A 20,283-nucleotide genomic window follows, 5' to 3' on the forward strand; every position below is an offset into this window, starting at 1 on the left:
ATTTCGGCCCAGCTATTAAACCTTCGCACCCTGCCGATTACTCAATGTTATTACTTGCGATAGTTGTAAGATTGCTTGGTCCACTGATAAGGCCTCCTTATCATGACGTTTATGTAAAAAACTGATATTTAGCGTTATTTTTTTGACCATATAAGACATTTAAGAACCATATAAGCTTATATGTCCTATAGTAGGAAAGCCTAAAGGATTATTTAATGAATTAGATGTTCTTAGGTGTCTAAAGTGGTTAATTAAACTGCCTAGTCTTTAATTTTTACGACCACCATAGATATCTTAGCTCAATGAGTTTTGCAGGATGCAAAATCTTAAACCCAATATGTTAGAAAGCATATATAGGACGTTATTCCTATTTTTTAGGCCACATACCTCATGTTTATTCGCAATGAAGATCTTTTTTAGATTGGCCGAACGCTTGCATCACTTCCGGATTAATTATATGATTTGTTAGAATGTTGGTTTATCCATGCAAAACTTACTGATACCTGCCAGAACAGGTACAAATTGTGGTTAAGGGCGTGAACCTTAATCTAAATCCGATAATATTCGGCCCATTCTAAAGAAGAAGTATTAACGCCAAAAAAAATTAAACATTAATTATCAACACTTTATATTAAAATTTCAAACAGCTATTGTTAGCATAAATATTATTCAAAAAATAATATTTGCAGGATACAATGGTTATTGTATCTTTGCACCCTCTCTGGAAGCTTCCACTCCAGAGTTTAAGAAAGCTTTCCAGCAATGGGAAGCTTTTCTTATTTAAATTGATAGACGGTTTCCCCGCGAATCATCAGATACTGCATGCATCGTCATCTCTTTTTGTACTAAACCTGGGTAACGTTCACTATTTGCGTTTCGATAAGTTGTGATCATAGTTAAGAAAAACGCTCAATTTGCTCCTGCCAGATTTATCAATCTTTTTTAGCAGCATTTTTCTTCAGTCCTTTCAACAACCTGTTGCATAAACATTTAATTTAAAGAAAAAAATGTGACCCAAAATTTAGTTTTGGTGCAATACAAAAACCCATATCACACCAAACTATGTTTTTATATGTGGTTTTGGCGCGATATAGGAACCAATAATATTCTACTTGCTTTTAAAAATTGTTACGGCCAAAGGTGGCAAATCAACAATTATTGAATACTCCTGTTCATTATATTCTTCCAGAGCGGGAACAATATCACCTCTGTTGTTTATGCCGCCGCCATAATAAACAATATCATCGGTATTAAAAATCTCTTTCCATTTGGTTTTAAACGGCACCCCAATTCTATAATTCTCCCGAACCACCGGAGTTAAGTTTATGGCAATAACCAAAGTGTCTTTAGCCTTTGGTCCTTTTCGCATATACACAAATACAGATTCGTTTGCATTATCGGCATCAATCCATTGAAAGCCTTCATAACTAAAATTGAAATGATACAATGCTGGTTCCTTGCGATACAGAAAATTTAAAGCTTTAACGGTTTCCTGCATACCTTTATGCGGCGCATATTGCAATAAATGCCAATCCAATGATTGTGTAAAGTTCCACTCATTGGTTTCGCCAAATTCATTGCCCATAAACAGCAGTTTTGCTCCCGGATGAGTAAACATGTAACCATAAAGTGCTCTTAGGTTGGCGAATTTCTGCCAATCGTCGCCAGGCATTTTATAAAGCATTGGCGATTTACCATGCACTACTTCATCATGAGAGAAAGGTAACATAAAGTTTTCGGTAAAAGCATAAGTCATGCTGAAACTCAACTGATGGTGGTGGTGTTTCCGGCCGATAGTTTCAACTTTAAAATACTTTAACGTGTCATTCATCCAGCCCATCATCCATTTCATACCAAAGCCTAGTCCTCCGTCGTGTACCGGATGAGTTACACCAGGATAAGTACTGCTTTCCTCAGCAATAGTTTGTACACCATCAAAATTTCCATAAACGGCGACATTCAGGTCCTGCAAAAACTGTATGGCTCCGAGGTTTTCACTTCCTCCATATTCGTTTGTTGCGGCATCTCCATCTTCTCTGGAGAAGTTGAAATACAACATTGATGCCACTGCATCTACCCTCAATCCGTCGGCATGATATTGATCCAACCAAAACAAAGCATTACTGATGAGGAAGGAACGCACCTCATTTCTGTCGTAATTGAATATATATGATTTCCAATCGGGATGAAAGCCTTTCCGCATATCGGCGTGTTCGTACAAGTGTGTTCCGTCGAACTCATATAAACCATGCCTGTCACCGGGAAAATGAGAAGGGACCCAATCTAATATCACCGCAATATCTGCTTTATGGAGTTCATCAATCAGATACATTAAATTCTGCGGAGAACCATAGCGTGAACTTGCCCCAAAATAACCTGTTATCTGATAACCCCAGCTCGGAAAATATGGAAACTCCATTACAGGCATCAGTTCTACGTGCGTAAAACCCATTTCCTTAACATAAGGCACTAACCTGCCAGCCACTTCCTTCGCGGTTAAAACACGTTCCGGATTATCCGGATCACGCTCCCACGAACCCAAATGTATTTCATATACCGAGATGGGTTGATCCAAAGCATTTATTTTTGCTCTTTTTTTAAGCCAGGCTTTATCTTTCCAGGTGTAATCAGTATCCCAAACAATGCAGGCTGTTTGTGGAGGATGTTCCCATCTTCTGGCATATGGATCGCCTTTTAAATGTTCCGACTCATCAAAGCCTTTGACAAAATACTTATAAACTTCGCCCTTTGCAATGCCAGGGATGAAACCTTCCCAAATACCCGATTTATCCCACCTTACACTCAGCGGATGAGAATTGTTGTCCCAATTATTAAAATCACCCACTACACTTACACGAATGGCATTTGGGGCCCAAACTGAAAAATAAGTTCCGGCCGTCCCGTCAACGGTAATTAAGTGTGAGCCCATTTTCTCGTAAAGCCTAAAATGCTTTCCTACAAGAAAAAGATCTATATCGTAATCGGTAAATAAACTGTGGATCCAAACGGATTTCTGTTTATCAATTTCTGGTTCGAATACTTTTTTTACTGGAACTTTTTTTGGTGCTGGCATAGGTATTTTGGTTATTAAATGAAACCCCAAATACTAAACAGCATTTGGGGCTCATTGTTACAGACTTAAGATCTGTATTTCTAAAAAGTTCTTATTGCATTTAAAATGTAGAATATTCTGATCGTCGGTATAAAAATCTTTTACCTCTTTATTATCGATAATGATCTTTTTAACCTGGAATTTTACCCCCATAATATTGCAAACATAAAATTCGTAATTAGGTGTATATAAACCTTCGCTGCGTTGGTTTATCCTGATAGCCTGGTTATCTCCTTTTACGGTAAATTTCTTTTCCAGGTAAATATCCTGTTCGTAGGCAAATGTATCGCCATGATCTTCATACATGTATGAGTTCACTTCGTAATCGCTATGATAAATATTCAGGATTACCTCGGTGATCGATTTTTCATCTACATATTGCATTACCGGATATTCTGGCAAAACCGTACCAGCACGCACAAACATCGGCATACTGTCTATCTTGGCATCAACGGTATATTCGTTACCGCCATCAAGAATTTCATTGGTCCAGAAGTTGTACCAGGTGCCTTTTGGAAGATAAACTTTTCTGGAAATTGCACCTTGTTCTAAAACCGGGCAGATTAATAGTTTATCACCATAGCAAAATTCATCCTGGCGAAAACTGTTGCTGATATTTTCCTGTTCAAGCATGACCAGCGGCCTTAAGATAGGAAAACCATAACGGTGATGCTCCCAAAATACCGAATACAGATATGGCATTAAACGGTATCTTAATTCGATAAACTTACGGTTAATATCTTCGAAAAACTGGCCAAAGCTCCAGGGTTCCCGTTCAGCAGTGTCGCCGGCAGAGTGTGCCCGCATGAAAGGAGAAAATGTACCCAGCTGGATCCAACGGGTAAATAATTCGCCATCCGGCTCTCCGCTAAATCCACCAATATCTGTTCCACAGAAAGGCACGCCGGAAACCGATAAACGCTGACACTGAATATTTCCAATCTTTAAATGCTCCCAGGTTGCAATATTATCGCCTGTCCAGACACTTGCATAACGTTGCATGCCTGAATAACCAGCTCTTGTAATGGTAAAGGGGCGTTTATTGCGCATCAATTTCTTTAAACCCTCGTAGGTAGAACGTACCATCTGCATGCCATAAACGTTATGTGCCTTACGGTGTGAGCCGCGGTAACCATCATAATTATGACGAACATCGTTAGGAAAAGTTCCTGAGCCAAACACAGCTGGTTCATTCATATCGTTCCAGAAGCCTGCCACGCCCATATCAACCAACTCTTTGTATAAATTACCCCACCAGCTCCTTACTTTTGGATTGGTAAAATCGGGAAACTGACAACGGCCCGGCCAAACATGTCCCTCCATATAATAATCATCGCTGCGGCGGCAGAAAAATCTTTTCTCTTTACCTTCTTTAAAAACCCAGTAATCATCATCTACCTTAATTCCCGGATCGATCATGACCACCGTTTTAAAGCCATCATCAGAAAGTTCTTTAATCATTCTCCGTGGATCTGGAAAATACTTTTTATTCCAGGTAAAACAGCGGTAGCCATCCATGTAATCGATATCCAGATAAATGGCGTCGCAAGGAATTTTACGCTCCCTGAACTGCCTGGCTATTTCTTTAACTTTTGTTTCAGGATAATAACTCCAACGACACTGCTGATAACCCAAAGTCCATTTTGGAGGCATCGGGTGTGTGCCGGTTAAAGTTGCATAACGTTTAACCACGTCCATAATATGTGGCCCGTGGATATAATAGTATTGCAGTTCTCCTCCATCAGCCCAGAAACTCGTTTTATTTACATCTTCCGAACCGAAATCGAAATACGATTTAAAGGTATTATCGAAAAAAATACCGTAGGCAGCCTGATTATGCAGACCGATATAAAAAGGTATAGTTCGGTAAAGCGGGTCCTGGTTCCAACCGAAAGAATAAGCATCGGTATTCCAGTTTTCGAACCGCCTGCCACGCAGGTTAAAATTGCCAGATTTATCACCCAGACCGAAGAAATTCTCTTCAGGGTGACATTTTTTGGTTGCGTAGATATAATAACCACCAAAATCTACATTTTCTTCCCAGTGCATAGAGTTGGCTTCATCAACCATCATCACATTGGTAATATTATCGTGAAACGAAATGTGGAAATTTGCCTTTTCTATTTTACAGGTTACTGCATGGGTAGAAACAGTATAATGATCATCATGCTCCTGCATCTTAAAAACAGAAACTTTCTGGTCTACTTCAGGTACTGCGTAAGAAAAATCATCAAGAAAAACGCCGTGTGGTGCCAGGCGTACCCTGATGATGTCATCGCTTACCACCCGAATTTCTACTCTTGCATCTCCATCAGAAAAATAAAAACGGTTACCTTCTTTCTTTACTTTTTTAACTTCTCCGAGGTATTGTTTAACGATTGGTTTAACCGATATATCAACCGGATTGTTTAAATGCTGTATTTCCTGCTCCTTTTCGATCAGGTCATTTGTTTCATTCGGTTTGTCGTTTTGCGCTTCCATCCTTATTTATTCAAATTTTAAATTCATAACTCTTAAACCGGGATGTGCTTAAGAAAGTACTATAATACAAATATTTTATAAAAGGGATGTAGCTTTTTTTGAAAAGATGGTTTTAATAGTGTAAGTTTTACACTAAGCTAAGGCATTTAATAAGGAAATGGCTGAGCTGAATGATCTAATTATTATAGCCATAGCATTCAAAAATGTAAATTTATAGCAAGATAAACGAAGTATGATCGTTTATTCTGTTTTAATTTGACAGTTAAAGTAGCATTTTAGTAAATCAATTTATAAACATAAAATTATAAACATTTTTGTTTATTTTTGAATATGGAAAAATTGATCGCAAAGTTTAAAGGTATCCATCCTGGCCTTATACTTGAAAGGGAACTCAAAAAAAGGGGATTAAAAAGGGTCCGCTAGCACTTTCCTTAAATGAATATCCTCAAACCTTAAACGATATTACAAAAGGCAAAAGAGGAGTAACAGCTTCACTTTCCATTAAGTTAGATCAAATTTTGGGTTTGGAAGAAGGTACAATGCTGATACTTCAGGCTTACTATGAGATACAGAAAGAAAAAGATAAACTGAATGCATCCGATAAACCCAATTTATCAATACTCAGAAAAATTCTCTTTTGGGATACAGACTTTGATAAAATAAACTGGAAAAACCAATATAAATCTGTCATTCAAAGAGTATGGGAGCGTGGAAATCGTGATGAAAAAAATGAGCTAATCCGATATTACGGACAAGATTTAGTGAACAAAGTAGCTGTTAATACTACTGACCGAACCGTTCGAGATAATTAAAGATCAAATTATGTATTGGAATACCGTAAATGAAATCTTAAAAAACAGCTTGCTTGAACTTATGCAGGCAAAGGAGCTATCTGAGTTTAGGTTGGTTGGCGGAACAGCACTTAGTCTTTATCTCGGTCATCGTTTATCAGTAGATATCGATCTTTTTACTGATGTAACATATGGATCAATCGACTTTGACCGAATTGAGAAGTTACTCACAGATAAGTTTGCCTTCGTTCAAGGTGATTTTGGTCAATTTGCAGGCTTAGGAAAGTCATACTTGATTGGTACTAATAAAGAAAATATAGTTAAACTAGACCTCTTTTACAGCATGGACCCATTTTTTGAAGATTTTGCGGATCATGATGGCGTTCGCATGGCAACCATACCTGAAATCATTGCAATGAAGATTGATATTATACAAAGAGGAGGCAGAAAGAAAGATTTTTGGGACTTGCATGAATTGCTAGATAATTATAGCATAAATGATATGATTGAACTTCATAAAAAACGTTTTGAATGGACTCACGATGAAGATATGATCAGAAGAAACTTTACAAATTTTTTCACTGCAGACAATGACTTTGATCCAATATGTTTAAAAGGAAAAGTTTGGGAGTTCATTAAAGAAGATCTGATCGAGGCGATTGACAGCAACAATGATAAACGAGCCTTTTAAACGGCACAAAAAAGCCCTCTATACTTTTTAGCATAGAAGGCCTTTAAAAGCTCAATTAACTAGTTATGGATTAAAACTAATGGCCACGTAGTAGATTGCTCCTGCCGATGGGTTACCGTAAGAAGTGAAATAATATTTATTCAATACGTTCGAGCCGCCCAGTTTAATTACCGATTGTACTGAAGGGATTCTTAAACTCACCTGTGCATCAAGCGAGCTGTATGCAGGCACCTGACCTGAGGCAAAAGAAGAATTCCAGTAGAACTGATCCTGCCAGCGATAAGAAACATTGAAACCAAAGTTTTTAATGATCTCTTTATTACCTAAACCAAGGTTATAACGGATTTTTGGCGTATTGAAATCGTTTATGTAGTTTTCAGGAAGATCGCCAATCTGGTTATAGGAAACGTTACCGCTAATGGCATATTTACCCACCAGGTAATCCAGGCCTAAGGCAGCACCATAGGAGGTTACTTTACCTGCCGCATTTACGGGAACACCGAATTTCACAAAACTGCCGTTTACATTCTGGTATACATCAACAGCGGTGATAAAATCTTTGTAAATGTTGTAATAACCATAAGCGTCAATCAATAAATTAGGAAGGATCAGACCTTTGTAACCTAATTCGTAAGACTGAACACTTTCCGGACGAACACCTTTTGAATCAAAAGTATATTGTTGTAAAAGTGCCTGATTAGGTGCTCCTGTTGCTGCTGAAGCTAAAAACGCACGGTAACTTACATCTGTAAAAGGTTTATTGCTATCAAGATGGTATTTATTGAACATGATTTCAGGTAAACCACCGATCAGTCTTTGAGATCCGCCACCTACCGAAAGATCGATGTACTGATTCTGGGTAGTTGGATTACGGTAACCGGTTTGATAAGAAACCCTGATGTTATTGTTTTTGGCAACGGTGAATACACCAGTTATCCTAGGGGTAAACCTGCCTTCAAAATTCTGGCTTTTATCATAACGGCCGGCAAAAGTAAATTTAACTTTATCGTTAAAGAGTTTTTTACCGATTTGTGCAAAAGCGCCGTATTCTTTAATATCGATAGATTCGTTTAAATCGTTAAAAATAGTACCTGCCGAATTTAAATCATATAAACGATAAGATGCACCTACCTGAAACTCCACTACCTTATTAAAAAGGTTGGTGAAGTTGTACATGCCTTCATAATGGTAAAGATTCGATTTATCATCGAATTTTGCTCCGTAAACACTTTTAGAAGGGTCAGCCGAGTTTATATTAGTTGCACTAATGGTCGTGTTTAAAATTTTATCTTTTGCTACCTCATACTGCGCACTACCTGGCACAAAACGTCCCTGATCTGCAACACTCCGTGCAAAAGCCTGTGCCTGTGCATCTGTTTGTCCTGCAGCCCTTGCACCTACATAATTACCGATATACTGCGGAAACCAGGTAGTTGATGGTTTAGAAACCTCATTGATGTAACTTCCCAAAATAGAAGAGATATAAGAATCACCTGAACGTTCCTGGGTGGTATAGGCTTTTAAGAAAAAGTCTTCACCTTTTAGCTCCAACTTGTACTGGCCGATATTAAAATTACGCAGTGAATAACGGTCAGAACCGGTGTAAACAGAAGTTCCCGTACCCCAATTGGCCTGACCCACTACCTGAACTGTATTACTGATGTTGTAATATAAAGCACCTGATGCTTTTAAGGATTTGGTGTCATAATCAACCAGGTTTTCTTCATTGTAACCTGTTCTCGATATATTTTGATCAGGAATTAAACCTGCTTTTAAACCAACATAAAAAGGCAGATAATTTTGTACGGTAGAACGTAAAGCCGCTGGTAAGGTGGCTAAGAAACCTGCCTGTTGGGCTGCATTTGGAATGGCTGCTCCAAAAGCACCATCCAAAGTTGATTTTATATTAGGAATTAAACCACCGGTAGCGGCATTGATCCCAGCTATAGTTCCGTTTTGAACGCTTAGTGCAACATTACGCATATTCTGGCTCACTTCATCACCATACACATTGATACCATCATAGTTGGGATCGCTACTTCTGTCACCCGATTTCGCGGTTCTTGCAACCCTATCGAAGTTTGAATAGTTATTACCGAACCAATCTTTGGCCTGTAAAAACGAGAATGCTGCTTTTACCCCAAATTTATTGTTCCACGATTTTGCCATGCGTACATCCAGTTGTTTAAAAGGCTGCACTTTACTGTCGCCATCGTTCACATGATTCATACCAGTTTTAAACTGAAAACTCGCGCCAGGATATTTGAACGGATCTTTTGAAGTCATTAACAAAGTACCATTAATACCACCCGCACCATAAAGCGCTGAGGAAGCACCTGGCAATAACTCTACATTATCTACATCGAGTTCGGTAATGCCCACAATATTACCTACTGAGAAATTCAGGCCAGGTGCCTGGTTATCCATTCCATCAATATATTGGTTAAAACGCGTGTTTCCGTTAGAGTTGAATCCACGGGTGTTTATTGATTTAAAAGTTAAACTCTGCGTACTGCTTTCTACGCCTTTCATATTGTTCAAAGCATCGTAAAACGATGGCGCAGCGATTTCCCTGATGGTAGCTGCACTCATCCGCTCGATGGAAACAGGAGATTCTAAAATACGCTCTGGTGTACGCGAAGCAGAAACAACTACATCACCTCCCAGTACAACCGCTGTTTCCAGTTCCAGGTTAATACCTGAAGTACTTCCGGTAATCTGCTGTTCTACTGTACCATATCCTACATAAGATGCGACTAATGTAAAGGGCACTTTTGCTGTTGTACTAAAGCTGAAACTTCCATTGGCTGTTGATGCTGTACCGCCGGATTGGCCTTTGATGGTTAAACTAACCCCTGCCAGTCCTTCTTTAGATTGCTTATCCTTTACGGTTCCGCTTACCGTAATACTCTGTGCCTGTGCTGCCATATTACCAGCAAACACAAATATTAACACATAGAAGATCTGTGTAAAAATTCTGCTCATACGCGATTTAATTTGGTTATTTGTATTATTAGTTATATAAACATAAATTCTTTTTTGAATTAAACAAATTATGTAAGCATAATAATTCCAATTCAATTATAATTTTGATTGATATACAGTTTGTTGTATTTTGCATTAAACATAAACCGTCATTTTGCCCTATCTTAGCAAAAGACTTGTTAGCTAGCCATTATGAATAAAATTAAAGCCATTTTCTGCATCGTCATTCCGATAGCATTAGCTTTTTTATTTAATACCAAATTAGGCAATACGCCTCCATTGCTAAAATTTCTAAATCCTTTTATGGGTTTCTGGCAAAATGCAGAGAACAATCATTTTATGTTTAACCATAAAGCGAAGATTAAAGGTGCAATAGATAAAATCGAAATCGTTTTTGACGACCGCATGATCCCGCATATTTTTGCGCAGAATGATCACGATCTGTATCTGGCACAAGGTTACGTAACCGCCATGCACCGCCTTTGGCAAATGGATTTCCAGACCCGTTTTGCCGCTGGAAGAATTAGTGAAGTTGTGGGCGACAAAGCGATAGAGGTAGACCGGTACCAACGCAGAATGGGCATGGTTTACGGCGCAGAAAACTCATTAAAAGGCATGATGGCTGATCCCAAAGCAAAAGAAATGATTTTAGCTTACACTGAAGGGATCAATGCCTACATCAAAACACTTTCTAAAGCCAATTACCCTTTAGAATATAAAATACTCGATTTTAAACCTGAAAACTGGACACCTGTAAAATGTGCTTTACTTTTAAAACAGATGTCGGCAGTGTTGGCCATGGGTTCAGATGAATTTTACATGACCAATATCCTGAAAAAATTCGGTCCGGAGGTGACCAAAAATCTTTTCCCGGATTACCCTTTCCGCGAAGACCCGATTATACCTGTGGGCACAAAATGGGATTTCTCTCCATTAACAATACCTAAAACACCAGAAAGCTTCACTCAGGCTCAAACCGGTGAGGTTAAAACAACTGAAAAAGTAGAAGGTATCGGTAGTAATAACTGGGCACTATCTGGCGCTAAAACCGCCTCAGGATATCCGATCTTAGCAAATGACCCCCATTTAGATTTAACACTTCCGTCTATCTGGTACCAGATTCAGTTACATGCGCCGGGTGTAAATACCTATGGTGTTTCTTTACCTGGTGCCCCTGAGGTAATTATTGGTTTTAACCAGAAAATAGCCTGGGGTGTAACCAATGTTGCTGCTGATGTGCTCGATTTTTATCAGATCAAATTTAAGGATTCGACCCATAATGAATATTGGTACAATAATAAATGGAAAGCCACAACAAAGAGATTGGAAACGATTAAAATCCGTGGTGGAAAAGATGAAATAGATACCGTTTACTACACCCATCATGGGCCGGTAGTCTATTTCCAGAAACCGAAATATGGCAGGGCAGACAATGTGCCTGTTGGCGATGCCTTAAGGTGGATAGCACATGATGAATCGAATGAACTCATGACTTTTTATTACCTCAACCGTGGTAAAAACTATAATGACTATCGCAAGGCGTTAACTTTTTACACCGCACCTGCGCAGAACTTCGTCTTTGCCAGTGTGGATAATGATATTGCCATTACGCCAAACGGAAAATTCCCTTTAAAATGGAAAGATCAGGGCAAATTTATACTGGATGGAACAGACCCGGCTTACGATTGGCAGGGATGGATCCCAAATGCACAGAATCCAACGGTTAAAAATCCACCACGCGGTTTTGTGAGTTCGGCCAACCAGTCTTCCACCGATACTACTTATCCATATTACATTAATTGGGAATTTGCTCCGTACGAGCGGGGCAAGCGCATCAACGACCGTTTATCGGCGATGAACAAAGCCACTTTAGACAGTATCCGCCTGATGCAGACCGACAACTATAGCATTATGGCGCAAAACCTGGTTCCTGCATTATTACCTTTATTGAACAATGAACAGTTAAATGCTACACAAAAAGAAGCATTGGCTTACCTGAAAAAATGGAACAAACGTTATGATGCAGATGAAATTGCAGCCAGCGTATTCGAAATATGGACAAAACGCTTATCGTATGATATCTGGGCAGATGAATTTGAAGTGAAAGGCATTCCGATGCGTTATCCCTCAAGAGACCGTACGGTAGAAATGATCTTGAAAGAACCCAATGCAACCTGGTATGATAATATCAATACCAGCAAAAAGAAACATTATCTGACCTGGTTAATGAAGCTTTTAAATATAGCTGTGATAGTCTGGAAAGGCGCTTCGGACCAATAAATAAAGACTGGAACTGGGCAAATGTAAAACAGACCAATGTACCGCACCTGGCCAAAATACCTGGATTCGGTTCGAAGGTTTTACAGATTGGTGGTGCCAAAACCACTATTAATGCTTTGAGCGAAACCAATGGGCCTTCGTGGCGGATGGTAATTGAACTGGGTAAAACGCCAAAAGGGCACGGCGTTTATCCGGGCGGTCAATCAGGCAATCCCGGAAGCAAATTTTATGATAATATGATCGATACCTGGGCAAATGGCAAATTGTACGATCTATTTTATATGCAAAGTCCTGATGATCAATCGGGTACAGTTATTTCTCGTTTAAAAATTTCTAAATAGGCTAAAATGGTTTTCATTGTTATATTAATAATCTGTTTCCTTTTACAAATGATTGCCCCCTGGTGGATCATTATTGTGATTTCTTTTGCCACCTGTGGCATTATTGGCAAAACTGGAAAAATAGCCTTTTGGCAATCTTTTCTTGCCATCTTCTTGCTTTGGATAGGGTATGCTTTATTTAAAAGCTTGCCTAACGATAATGTACTCGCTGGCCGTGTAGCGATCATGACAGGTATAAAACTGTGGTGGGCATTGTTATTGGTTACCGGCCTATTAAGTGGTTTAGTGGCCGGAATTAGCGGTTATTGTGGCTATCAGTTCCGAATGGCTATGCTGGCTAAAAAAACTGACGAGAAAATAGCATAATGCTTTGTACTTTTGCGTTGTGAATTTAACCGCTAACGATATATTTTCTGTAAAAGATAAAGATACATTTAACGCCATTGCCTTAAATATTTTTAAGTTACAGGCCCAAAATTGCAATGTTTACCGTGAATATATCTTTCACCTGGGTGTTGATGCTGATGCGGTAACCGAAATAGCAAAAATCCCTTTTTTGCCCATCAGCTTTTTTAAAAGCCATTCTATTCTGAGCAATAATGACCCCGTAGAGATTACTTTCAGCAGTTCTGGCACTACGGGCATGGTACAGAGCAGCCATCATGTAACTAACGTTAAATTGTATGAGCAGAGCTATTTGCAGGCTTTTGCACAATTTTACGGAGACATTACCGAATATTGCTTTTTGGCCCTGCTTCCTTCCTACCAACAGCGAGCTGGATCATCGCTAATCTACATGGTTAACGATCTAATCGAAAAAAGCAGGCATCCACAAAGTGGTTACTTTTTAAACAACCATGATGAATTGCTGAAAACCCTTCTAGATCTTAAATCAAAAAAACAGAAAACCGTTTTAATCGGTGTTACCTATGCCCTGCTTGATTTCATTGAAAATTTCGATATCGATTTTCCTGAACTCATTGTGATGGAAACCGGAGGAATGAAAGGGAAACGTAGAGAAATGGTGCGCGAGGAGCTTCATGAACAGTTAACTAAAGGATTTGGCGTAAAAGCTATTCATAGCGAATATGGAATGACCGAGCTACTATCTCAAGCCTATTCTTTGGGTGAAGGTATCTTCAATTGTCCTGGCTGGATGCAGGTTTTGATTCGTGATACCAACGATCCTTTAAGTTTGATAGCAAATGGCAGGACTGGCGGCATCAATGTAATTGACCTGGCCAATCTCAATTCGTGTTCGTTTATAGCCACACAGGATCTGGGCAGGATTAATCCTGATCAAAGTTTTGAAGTACTGGGCCGGTTTGATAATGCGGATATCAGGGGATGTAACCTTTTAGTACAATAATTCTTAATTTACCTTATCTGAGCAGCCGGCGCATAAACCGGTAGCAATCAGATTAAGGTGATCTACTTTAAACCCTGCCGGAACTTTTAATGCCGGAATTTTAACAGTATCCAAACAGTAAATTTTATGGCAGTTATTGCAGTTAAAATGCACATGTTCATCATGATGCTCATGCGCACTGCAACCATCCGAACAAATGGCATAATTGGCGGTTCCCTGTTGATCTAAAACTTTATGGATAATGCCCTTCTCTTCAAAAGCCTGCAAAACGCGGTACAAAGTAACACGGTCTGCATCCTTGCCCATTACCTGTTCTAAATAAGGCTGTGAAGTTGCAGAATCTCTCCCACTCAAAATTTCCAGCACCTGCAAACGTGGCGCGGTCCTTTTTAAACCGTTTTTAACCAAAAGTTTTTCGAAACGCTCTGTTTTGTTTTCCATAGCAATACAAAAATAAGCAATTAATTAATGAGTTTTGCATTTTTGATGGTGATTGGCGGGGCATAACTCGCATCCTTCTGCTCCAGTTTCAAAATCCCTTTCAGATGGATAGGTTTTTGGCTGTAAACTGTAGCACTTTCCATTTCAATCATAATCATTACCGGAACACCATTTTGTCCGCAAAAAAAACATTGGTTTATGGGCAAAGTTGCCAATAAGAACTTCTGCTGTTTCTGTCCGCTTTTTATCGGGATGAGGTAGCCAGTGAGATCAAATTCCCTATTTTCAAAACGCCTGATCGATTCTGTAAAAAGAGGCAAGAGCTCATTCTTTTCGGTTAATTCAAACTTCACCGATCCGATTACATCCCAGTTTAAAGACCGCAGCTGATCGTTTGGGTTATGTTTTTGTGTCTGCGCTAAAGCAGCACTTCCCCATAGCAAAAGGAGCAGAACATATAACTTTTTCATCGTTTTACCGCATCTAAAAGAAAAAGGCAGACCGGCTATCGCCAGAATTGTTGATTATAAATTTCCCCCGAAGGATAATGGGCTCTTCGGTCCAGTTAATGAGTTTCAGAGTCTTCACTTCTATCATCGAAGGAATATCGCCCGTACCGCAATATGGGCACGAGGCAACAGGTACCATAGAAAACATAAACTCGCTGAAGCTATTGCCAACTTTTGTGGGAATAATATAGCCAGGAAGTTCAATTACCTTATTATTGATGGCCTTTAACTCGGGTGGAAAAACAGCCTGCCAAACCAAAGGCTTTACCTGTTTATCATATTTTAAACCGATCAGGCTCCAGGTGGCAGTTCGCATCTCGGTATGAACAGCTACCTGGGCAGATGCAGTAATGGAGATTAAAACCAAAAGTATCGGAATATATTTTTTCATGATCCCATAAGACTATAGCTGTTTTGCATTTAAAAGAAAAAATTCACTCCTATCATCGCCAGAATCGTTAATGATGAAGATGCCCCTGAGTTTGACGGGTTTTTCTGTAATGAGTATAGCTTTTAACATCTTTACCTGTACCATTGATGGAATATCGCCTGAGCCACAATAAGGACAGGAGGCAATGGGCACGATAGAGAACATAAATTCGCTAAATTTCGATCCCACTTTTATTGGGATGATGTAACCAGGCAGTTCTATAACCTTATTATTTAATGCCTTTAATGCCGGAGGAAAAACGCTTCCCCACTTCTTTGGAGCAATTTCGGTGTCATACCTTAAACCGAGCAGATTCCAGGTAGGCGTGCGCATGTCGGTATGTACCTTAACCTGTGCCGCTACTACGTGGATAACTAAACAAGAAACAACCAATAAAATCAATTTCTTCATTTTATAAATCTTCAGATTTACCTGTCTTTGGTTAAGGTTTGAGTAATATCAACTTTGTAAATCTGCATAGCAGGAATAAGCGAAGCCAAAGTACCTATAACCAGCCCGATGCAGATTAAATAGATCTCTTGCGGAACTGCAGTAAGTCCCGTTAATTTTGCCTGCGAGGATTCCTGGTAGCTGCCGATTAACTCCAGGGCAGTATGCCCGATTATTAGTCCCAAACAGGCACCGATAAACGTAACTAAAACCCCTTCAAACATAACCAGGAAAAATAGTTTCGATTTTGATGCGCCCAGGCAACGCATAATAGCCAGATCGTATTTCCGCTCTTTCATCGCGTTGTAGAGGCTGATAAAAATACTCAGGGCTGCAATTCCCATAATAAATATGGCAAACCATTGCAGGGTATCTATTCCAACACCGATGAGCGAAAACAGCCTTGCACTTTCCATCGCCGGAGATGCAGCCTGCATGTTTGTACTCTGGTTAACCATCCTCGGAAAAAGGATAACCGACATTGGTGATTTATACTGAATCAGTAAAGCTGTAATCTGCTTATCATTAATTTCTTTGGCTTCTTCTGCCGCCGAGTGGCTATGGCCCTCAGCATGCTTCTCTTCGTGCATTTTGTAGACACTCCCAATATTGGTAAGAATCAGATTATCGGTTATATTCCCCTCTGATTTCAAAATCCCCTTTACCAGGTAAGCATGTTGTTTATGAACATCTCCGTTACCGGTTAAACCATGTGCACCGAAAAAAGTATCGCCAATCTTCAGTCCTGATGTTATGGCAACAGTGCTACCAATGGTTACTTCCAAATCTTTATGCCAAAAACTGCCCTTTTGGATAGATAAACCATAAAGCTTGGAGAAAGTACTATCAGTACCAACGATCCGGTAACCATTATAATTATCGCCCAACGCCAATGGAACGGCCCTTTTAACCATTGGGTTGCGCATCAATTTGCAGGCATCTTTGGCCGGGATATTTCCCGTTGGGTAATCGATATGGTAAATGCTGCTTAATATTAGCTGTAAAGGACTTCCTTTTGCCCCCACAACCAGGTCTATATCCTTCGCATTTTTTTCCAGTTTATTGTTAATCTGTGTGGAAGCTAAAAAGAGAATAGACAGGATGCCCACACCAAAGGCAACTAAAATGATATTCAAAATTGTTGTAAGCTTATTTCTGACGAGGTTCTTGCTACTGATTTTAAAGATATTCATTAGAGTAGATACGTTTTAGTAATGTAGTCCTGAACCCTCCCGTCGTGCGTAGCAATAATCAGTGCAGCACCATTATCTTTGGCCTGGCTAGTCAGCATCTGAATTACCTGATTGGCATTTTTATCATCTAAGCTAGAGGTAGGTTCATCTGCAATCAACAAATCGGGCCTGTTTACCAATGCACGTGCTACTGAAACCCTTTGCAACTGCCCCTGACTTAATTCATCAGGATAATTTTTAGCCAGCCCGGCTATATCCAAATCTGCTAAAAGCGAAAGGTTTCGTTCATAATCTATTGGCAAACCCGCCATTACCGCAGCAAGCTCTAAGTTATCGAGCACGTCAAGAGATCGGATAAGGTGTGGCCTTTGAAAAATGATGCCGATGTGCTGCCCCCTGAACCTGTCCCGCCCTCTTGCAGACAAAGTATACAAATCAGTTCCGTTAATTAAAACTTCCCCTTGGGCTGGCTTTAAAAGACCTGAAATAATATTTAGAAGGGTACTCTTGCCACTGCCGGATGCACCTAACAAAAGCCATTGTTCCATATCGGCAATTTCCCATGAAGGAAATTTCAATCTTCTCCCCTTTTCATAAACGTGTGCTAAAGAACTGATCTTAATCATGGTGTACCGCCTTCTGCACTTTTTTGAGGTTTAGATTTTTGATGGCATAACGCCTGTAAAGTTCTATCCCATCGTTTGTACTATGTTTACAGGCAGGGTTTAACATAATCATAAACAGCAATGCAGGAATAAATAAGATCTTATGGTTCGTTGACATAATTAATTGACTATTGATGACCCAATGGACAGGATTTAAGCATTTTTAAATTGATATAATGAGCCGCAGCAATGGTGAAGCCACCAATAGGAATTAAGATTGGTTCTAATGGTTCAATGCCTGAAAAATGCCCCAATGCAATGCAGGCAAATCCCGCAATGAGTACCAGAATTGGCATCATACGGCGGTGCTGTTTGCGATATGCCGAACTTAAACTCCAGATGCCAATAATCAACGAAACTGCAATCATCGTGATTTCAACCGCTTCATTGGCCAGGAAACCCATTCCCCATATAGGTAAAACAGTAATTATAAATGGCAATACTGCGCAATGTATGGCACAAAGCGTTGAAGCCGTAATGCCTATGCGGTCGAGGTTAATTTTGTAGCTCCGCTGTTTCATTAAAATAAATTTAGTGCACAAATATAAAAGCAATTTGGTTGCATTTAAAACAACCAAATTAATATTTGCAACATAATTGCATTAAAATGATAAAGGAATTACCAGTAACCGTATTAAGCGGTTGCGGCCAGGCCGCTCAATACGATGTTAAGAAAATAGATGAGATTTAAGAGTAGCCGTTATCTTAGTGGTGAATATTATTTTGCTTCAATTCTAAAATAGTCAAAGTCAACATATCCTCCGGCATTTTCACTTGCGTAATTAAACAGTCCAAAACGGTATCCTATAAAATGGGGAAGCGTATATGACATTTGCAGCGGCCCACCAATAGGTTTCCAGGTTTTACCATCAAAGCTGTAAAAAAAATAACCTTTATCTGTCCGGTTCTCAAAATCACATCTTGCTTTGAGATAAATGGTTTGCTGTCCAGCCGGAACATCTTCACCATTTATAGTACCATTTTGGGCACTTACCGCTACCACCGTTTTCTTTGATCCTGTTTGTTTTACGCCAACCCAACCAAATTTGCGCTGCAGCAGCATCAATCCTGCCTGGTCTCCAGCCTTCATGCCGGAAACATCAATTGAAGTGGTTCCGGTTGATACCGGCCCAATGGTACGCTGGGTTAGTGTATTACGGGCCAGAAGAATATTAGTATCCACTCTTGAAGTGGTAATCCGTAAAAATCCAGGGCGTTTAGTTAGCGACCAGAGTGCATCGTCTGGATTGTGATTCCATTGCCATACCAGTGGAAGCGCGGGGTCTCCCTTTTTGCGGGTAAATTCATCTGATGCTACAATGCCTGGGATTAAACCTTTGTTAACCGGAAGTTCCAGTGTTTCCGGAACTTTACCGTTAATGCCAAGTACCGGCCACCCATCTTCCCAGCTAACCGAAACTAAATACGGAATGCGGCCAACGGATCCAAAATCTCTAAAAAGATAAGAAAACCATTTCCCCTCTGGGGTATTAATTAAACCACCTTGTGCAACACCCTGATCTTTAAGCGCTACCCTACCTTCATACGGTCCTGTAAGTTTGTCGGAACGGTGTACAACAACCGTACGCATCCCATTTCGCGGCCAGGTGATGTTGAAAAGATAATACTTACCCTTAATTTTAAACAGTTGGGAACCCTCAGCTGGTAATCCGGCACCCGTACCTGCCGGAAGACTTGCGTTTTCGATGATCGTTAAAGGTTCCGTATTGGGTTTTATTCCAGATAAATCTTCCTTTAACTCCACCAAGGTAATTTTTCCAGTCCCATATACCATATAGGGTTTTCCATCTTCCTCAAAAAACAGGGAATGGTCGTGCAATGAAGGTTTAAATGATGATGCGAGCTTCCATGGGCCTTTTTCGATATCTTTTGTACTGTAGATATACGTTTTGCCTGTAGTACCGGAAAAAGTGCTCACATAATAAATGCCTTTATAAAAACGAAGACTACTTGCCCAGGATCCCCGTCCATAATCCCACTTTCCATTAGATAAAGTTAATTCATCAGTATTTCCTAGAATATCATAAGCATAATTTACAATTTTCCAGTTTACCAAATCGGTTGATTTCATGATCGGCACACCTGGATTCATGTGCATTGTGGTGCTGCTCATGTAATACACTTTTCCTACTCTGATCATCGAAAGATCGGGAACATCAGCAAAAATGATCGGATTGGTAGCTTTTTGGGCATTAACACCAACTGTAATTAACACAAAAAAGAGCGATAATGTAAATAATTTAAGATTCTTCATACAGGTTAGTCAGCTTTTCAATTTGCACTGCGTTTATATTCGGTTTTCAAAGCTATTCACAAATATACAGATCAATGAACGGCTTTGTTCAAATCTATGTGACGAATGTTTTTAATTGAATCAATCCCGTTACAGAAAACAATCAAACTAACCAAAAGTAGTAGTAAATTACCAAGAAACCGTTTTCTTTAAAGGTAGTAACTCTATTAACATAGTTCAAAGATTTCTCCATTTCGCCGCGCTTCAGTCGAAATGCCAGTGATTTTAAAT

The 20,283-nt window shown here is 39.5% G+C and carries 16 protein-coding genes and 1 pseudogene; 5 read left to right on the top strand and 12 right to left on the bottom strand.

The window, feature by feature from the left end; translation table 11 throughout:
* Window positions 1-1,108 precede the first annotated feature (1,108 nt).
* A complete protein-coding gene (gene glgB / locus ACQ86H_RS21840) occupies window positions 1,109-3,073 on the bottom strand; it encodes a 1,4-alpha-glucan branching protein GlgB (RefSeq protein ID WP_431292463.1) in 1,965 nt (654 codons plus the stop codon).
* 57 nt (window positions 3,074-3,130) lie between these two features.
* On the bottom strand, window positions 3,131-5,593 hold the full coding sequence (locus tag ACQ86H_RS21845; protein ID WP_431292464.1) for a glycoside hydrolase family 31 protein: 2,463 nt from the start codon (window positions 5,591-5,593) through the stop codon (window positions 3,131-3,133).
* 524 nt (window positions 5,594-6,117) lie between these two features.
* On the opposite strand from ACQ86H_RS21845, the gene ACQ86H_RS21850 reads away from it, so the two are divergent.
* Both ACQ86H_RS21850 and ACQ86H_RS21855 read left to right on the top strand, forming a co-directional pair.
* Window positions 6,118-6,405, top strand: a complete 288-nt coding sequence (locus ACQ86H_RS21850; RefSeq protein ID WP_431292465.1) for a DUF6922 domain-containing protein — start codon at window positions 6,118-6,120, stop codon at window positions 6,403-6,405.
* A gap of 10 nt (window positions 6,406-6,415) precedes the next feature.
* Window positions 6,416-7,075 (top strand): nucleotidyl transferase AbiEii/AbiGii toxin family protein, encoded by a 660-nt coding sequence (locus tag ACQ86H_RS21855; protein WP_431292466.1) that lies wholly within the window; start codon window positions 6,416-6,418, stop codon window positions 7,073-7,075.
* Window positions 7,076-7,138: 63 nt separating this feature from the next.
* On the opposite strand, the gene ACQ86H_RS21860 is transcribed toward ACQ86H_RS21855, so the two are convergent.
* Window positions 7,139-10,060 (bottom strand): TonB-dependent receptor domain-containing protein, encoded by a 2,922-nt coding sequence (locus tag ACQ86H_RS21860; RefSeq protein ID WP_431292467.1) that lies wholly within the window; start codon window positions 10,058-10,060, stop codon window positions 7,139-7,141.
* Between the two features lie 405 nt (window positions 10,061-10,465).
* Between ACQ86H_RS21860 and ACQ86H_RS21865 the strand changes: the two are divergent.
* The 3 genes and pseudogenes from ACQ86H_RS21865 to ACQ86H_RS21875 all read left to right on the top strand — a co-directional run bounded on the left by ACQ86H_RS21865 (window position 10,466) and on the right by ACQ86H_RS21875 (window position 14,050).
* Window positions 10,466-12,681: pseudogene (locus ACQ86H_RS21865) on the top strand (penicillin acylase family protein).
* A 6-nt stretch (window positions 12,682-12,687) separates the two neighbouring features.
* Window positions 12,688-13,047, top strand: a complete 360-nt coding sequence (locus ACQ86H_RS21870; protein ID WP_431292468.1) for a hypothetical protein — start codon at window positions 12,688-12,690, stop codon at window positions 13,045-13,047.
* Between the two features lie 19 nt (window positions 13,048-13,066).
* Complete coding sequence (locus tag ACQ86H_RS21875; RefSeq protein ID WP_431292469.1) at window positions 13,067-14,050, top strand: acyl transferase; 984 nt, start codon at window positions 13,067-13,069, stop codon at window positions 14,048-14,050.
* 3 nt (window positions 14,051-14,053) lie between these two features.
* On the opposite strand, the gene ACQ86H_RS21880 is transcribed toward ACQ86H_RS21875, so the two are convergent.
* From ACQ86H_RS21880 to ACQ86H_RS21920, 9 genes are all read right to left on the bottom strand, one after another.
* Window positions 14,054-14,491 carry a Fur family transcriptional regulator gene (locus ACQ86H_RS21880; protein WP_431292470.1) on the bottom strand — a complete coding sequence of 146 codons (438 nt, stop codon included), beginning with the start codon at window positions 14,489-14,491 and terminating at the stop codon, window positions 14,054-14,056.
* A gap of 20 nt (window positions 14,492-14,511) precedes the next feature.
* Window positions 14,512-14,961, bottom strand: coding sequence for a hypothetical protein (locus tag ACQ86H_RS21885; protein ID WP_138820514.1), 450 nt, complete (start codon window positions 14,959-14,961; stop codon window positions 14,512-14,514).
* A 13-nt stretch (window positions 14,962-14,974) separates the two neighbouring features.
* Window positions 14,975-15,391, bottom strand: coding sequence for a hypothetical protein (locus ACQ86H_RS21890; RefSeq protein ID WP_431292471.1), 417 nt, complete (start codon window positions 15,389-15,391; stop codon window positions 14,975-14,977).
* Between the two features lie 12 nt (window positions 15,392-15,403).
* Entirely contained in the window at window positions 15,404-15,841 is a 438-nt protein-coding gene (locus ACQ86H_RS21895) for a hypothetical protein (protein ID WP_431292472.1), read from the bottom strand.
* A 17-nt stretch (window positions 15,842-15,858) separates the two neighbouring features.
* Window positions 15,859-17,073: an ABC transporter permease gene (locus ACQ86H_RS21900; protein WP_431292473.1), complete on the bottom strand. Its 1,215-nt coding sequence runs from the start codon at window positions 17,071-17,073 to the stop codon at window positions 15,859-15,861.
* The gene (locus ACQ86H_RS21905) at window positions 17,073-17,699 is read right to left on the bottom strand and encodes an ABC transporter ATP-binding protein (RefSeq protein WP_138820510.1); all 627 of its coding nucleotides are present in this window, start codon (window positions 17,697-17,699) and stop codon (window positions 17,073-17,075) included. Before ACQ86H_RS21905 ends, ACQ86H_RS21900 begins: the two co-directional genes overlap by 1 nt.
* A complete protein-coding gene (locus tag ACQ86H_RS21910; RefSeq protein ID WP_431292474.1) occupies window positions 17,692-17,856 on the bottom strand; it encodes a hypothetical protein in 165 nt (54 codons plus the stop codon). Before ACQ86H_RS21910 ends, ACQ86H_RS21905 begins: the two co-directional genes overlap by 8 nt.
* A 10-nt stretch (window positions 17,857-17,866) precedes the next feature.
* Entirely contained in the window at window positions 17,867-18,259 is a 393-nt protein-coding gene (locus tag ACQ86H_RS21915; protein WP_431292475.1) for a MerC domain-containing protein, read from the bottom strand.
* Between the two features lie 197 nt (window positions 18,260-18,456).
* A complete protein-coding gene (locus tag ACQ86H_RS21920) occupies window positions 18,457-20,013 on the bottom strand; it encodes a glycoside hydrolase family 43 protein (RefSeq protein ID WP_431292476.1) in 1,557 nt (518 codons plus the stop codon).
* Window positions 20,014-20,283: the final 270 nt, after the last annotated feature.

The organism is Pedobacter sp. P26, assembly GCF_050632135.1.
GTDB lineage: Bacteria > Bacteroidota > Bacteroidia > Sphingobacteriales > Sphingobacteriaceae > Pedobacter.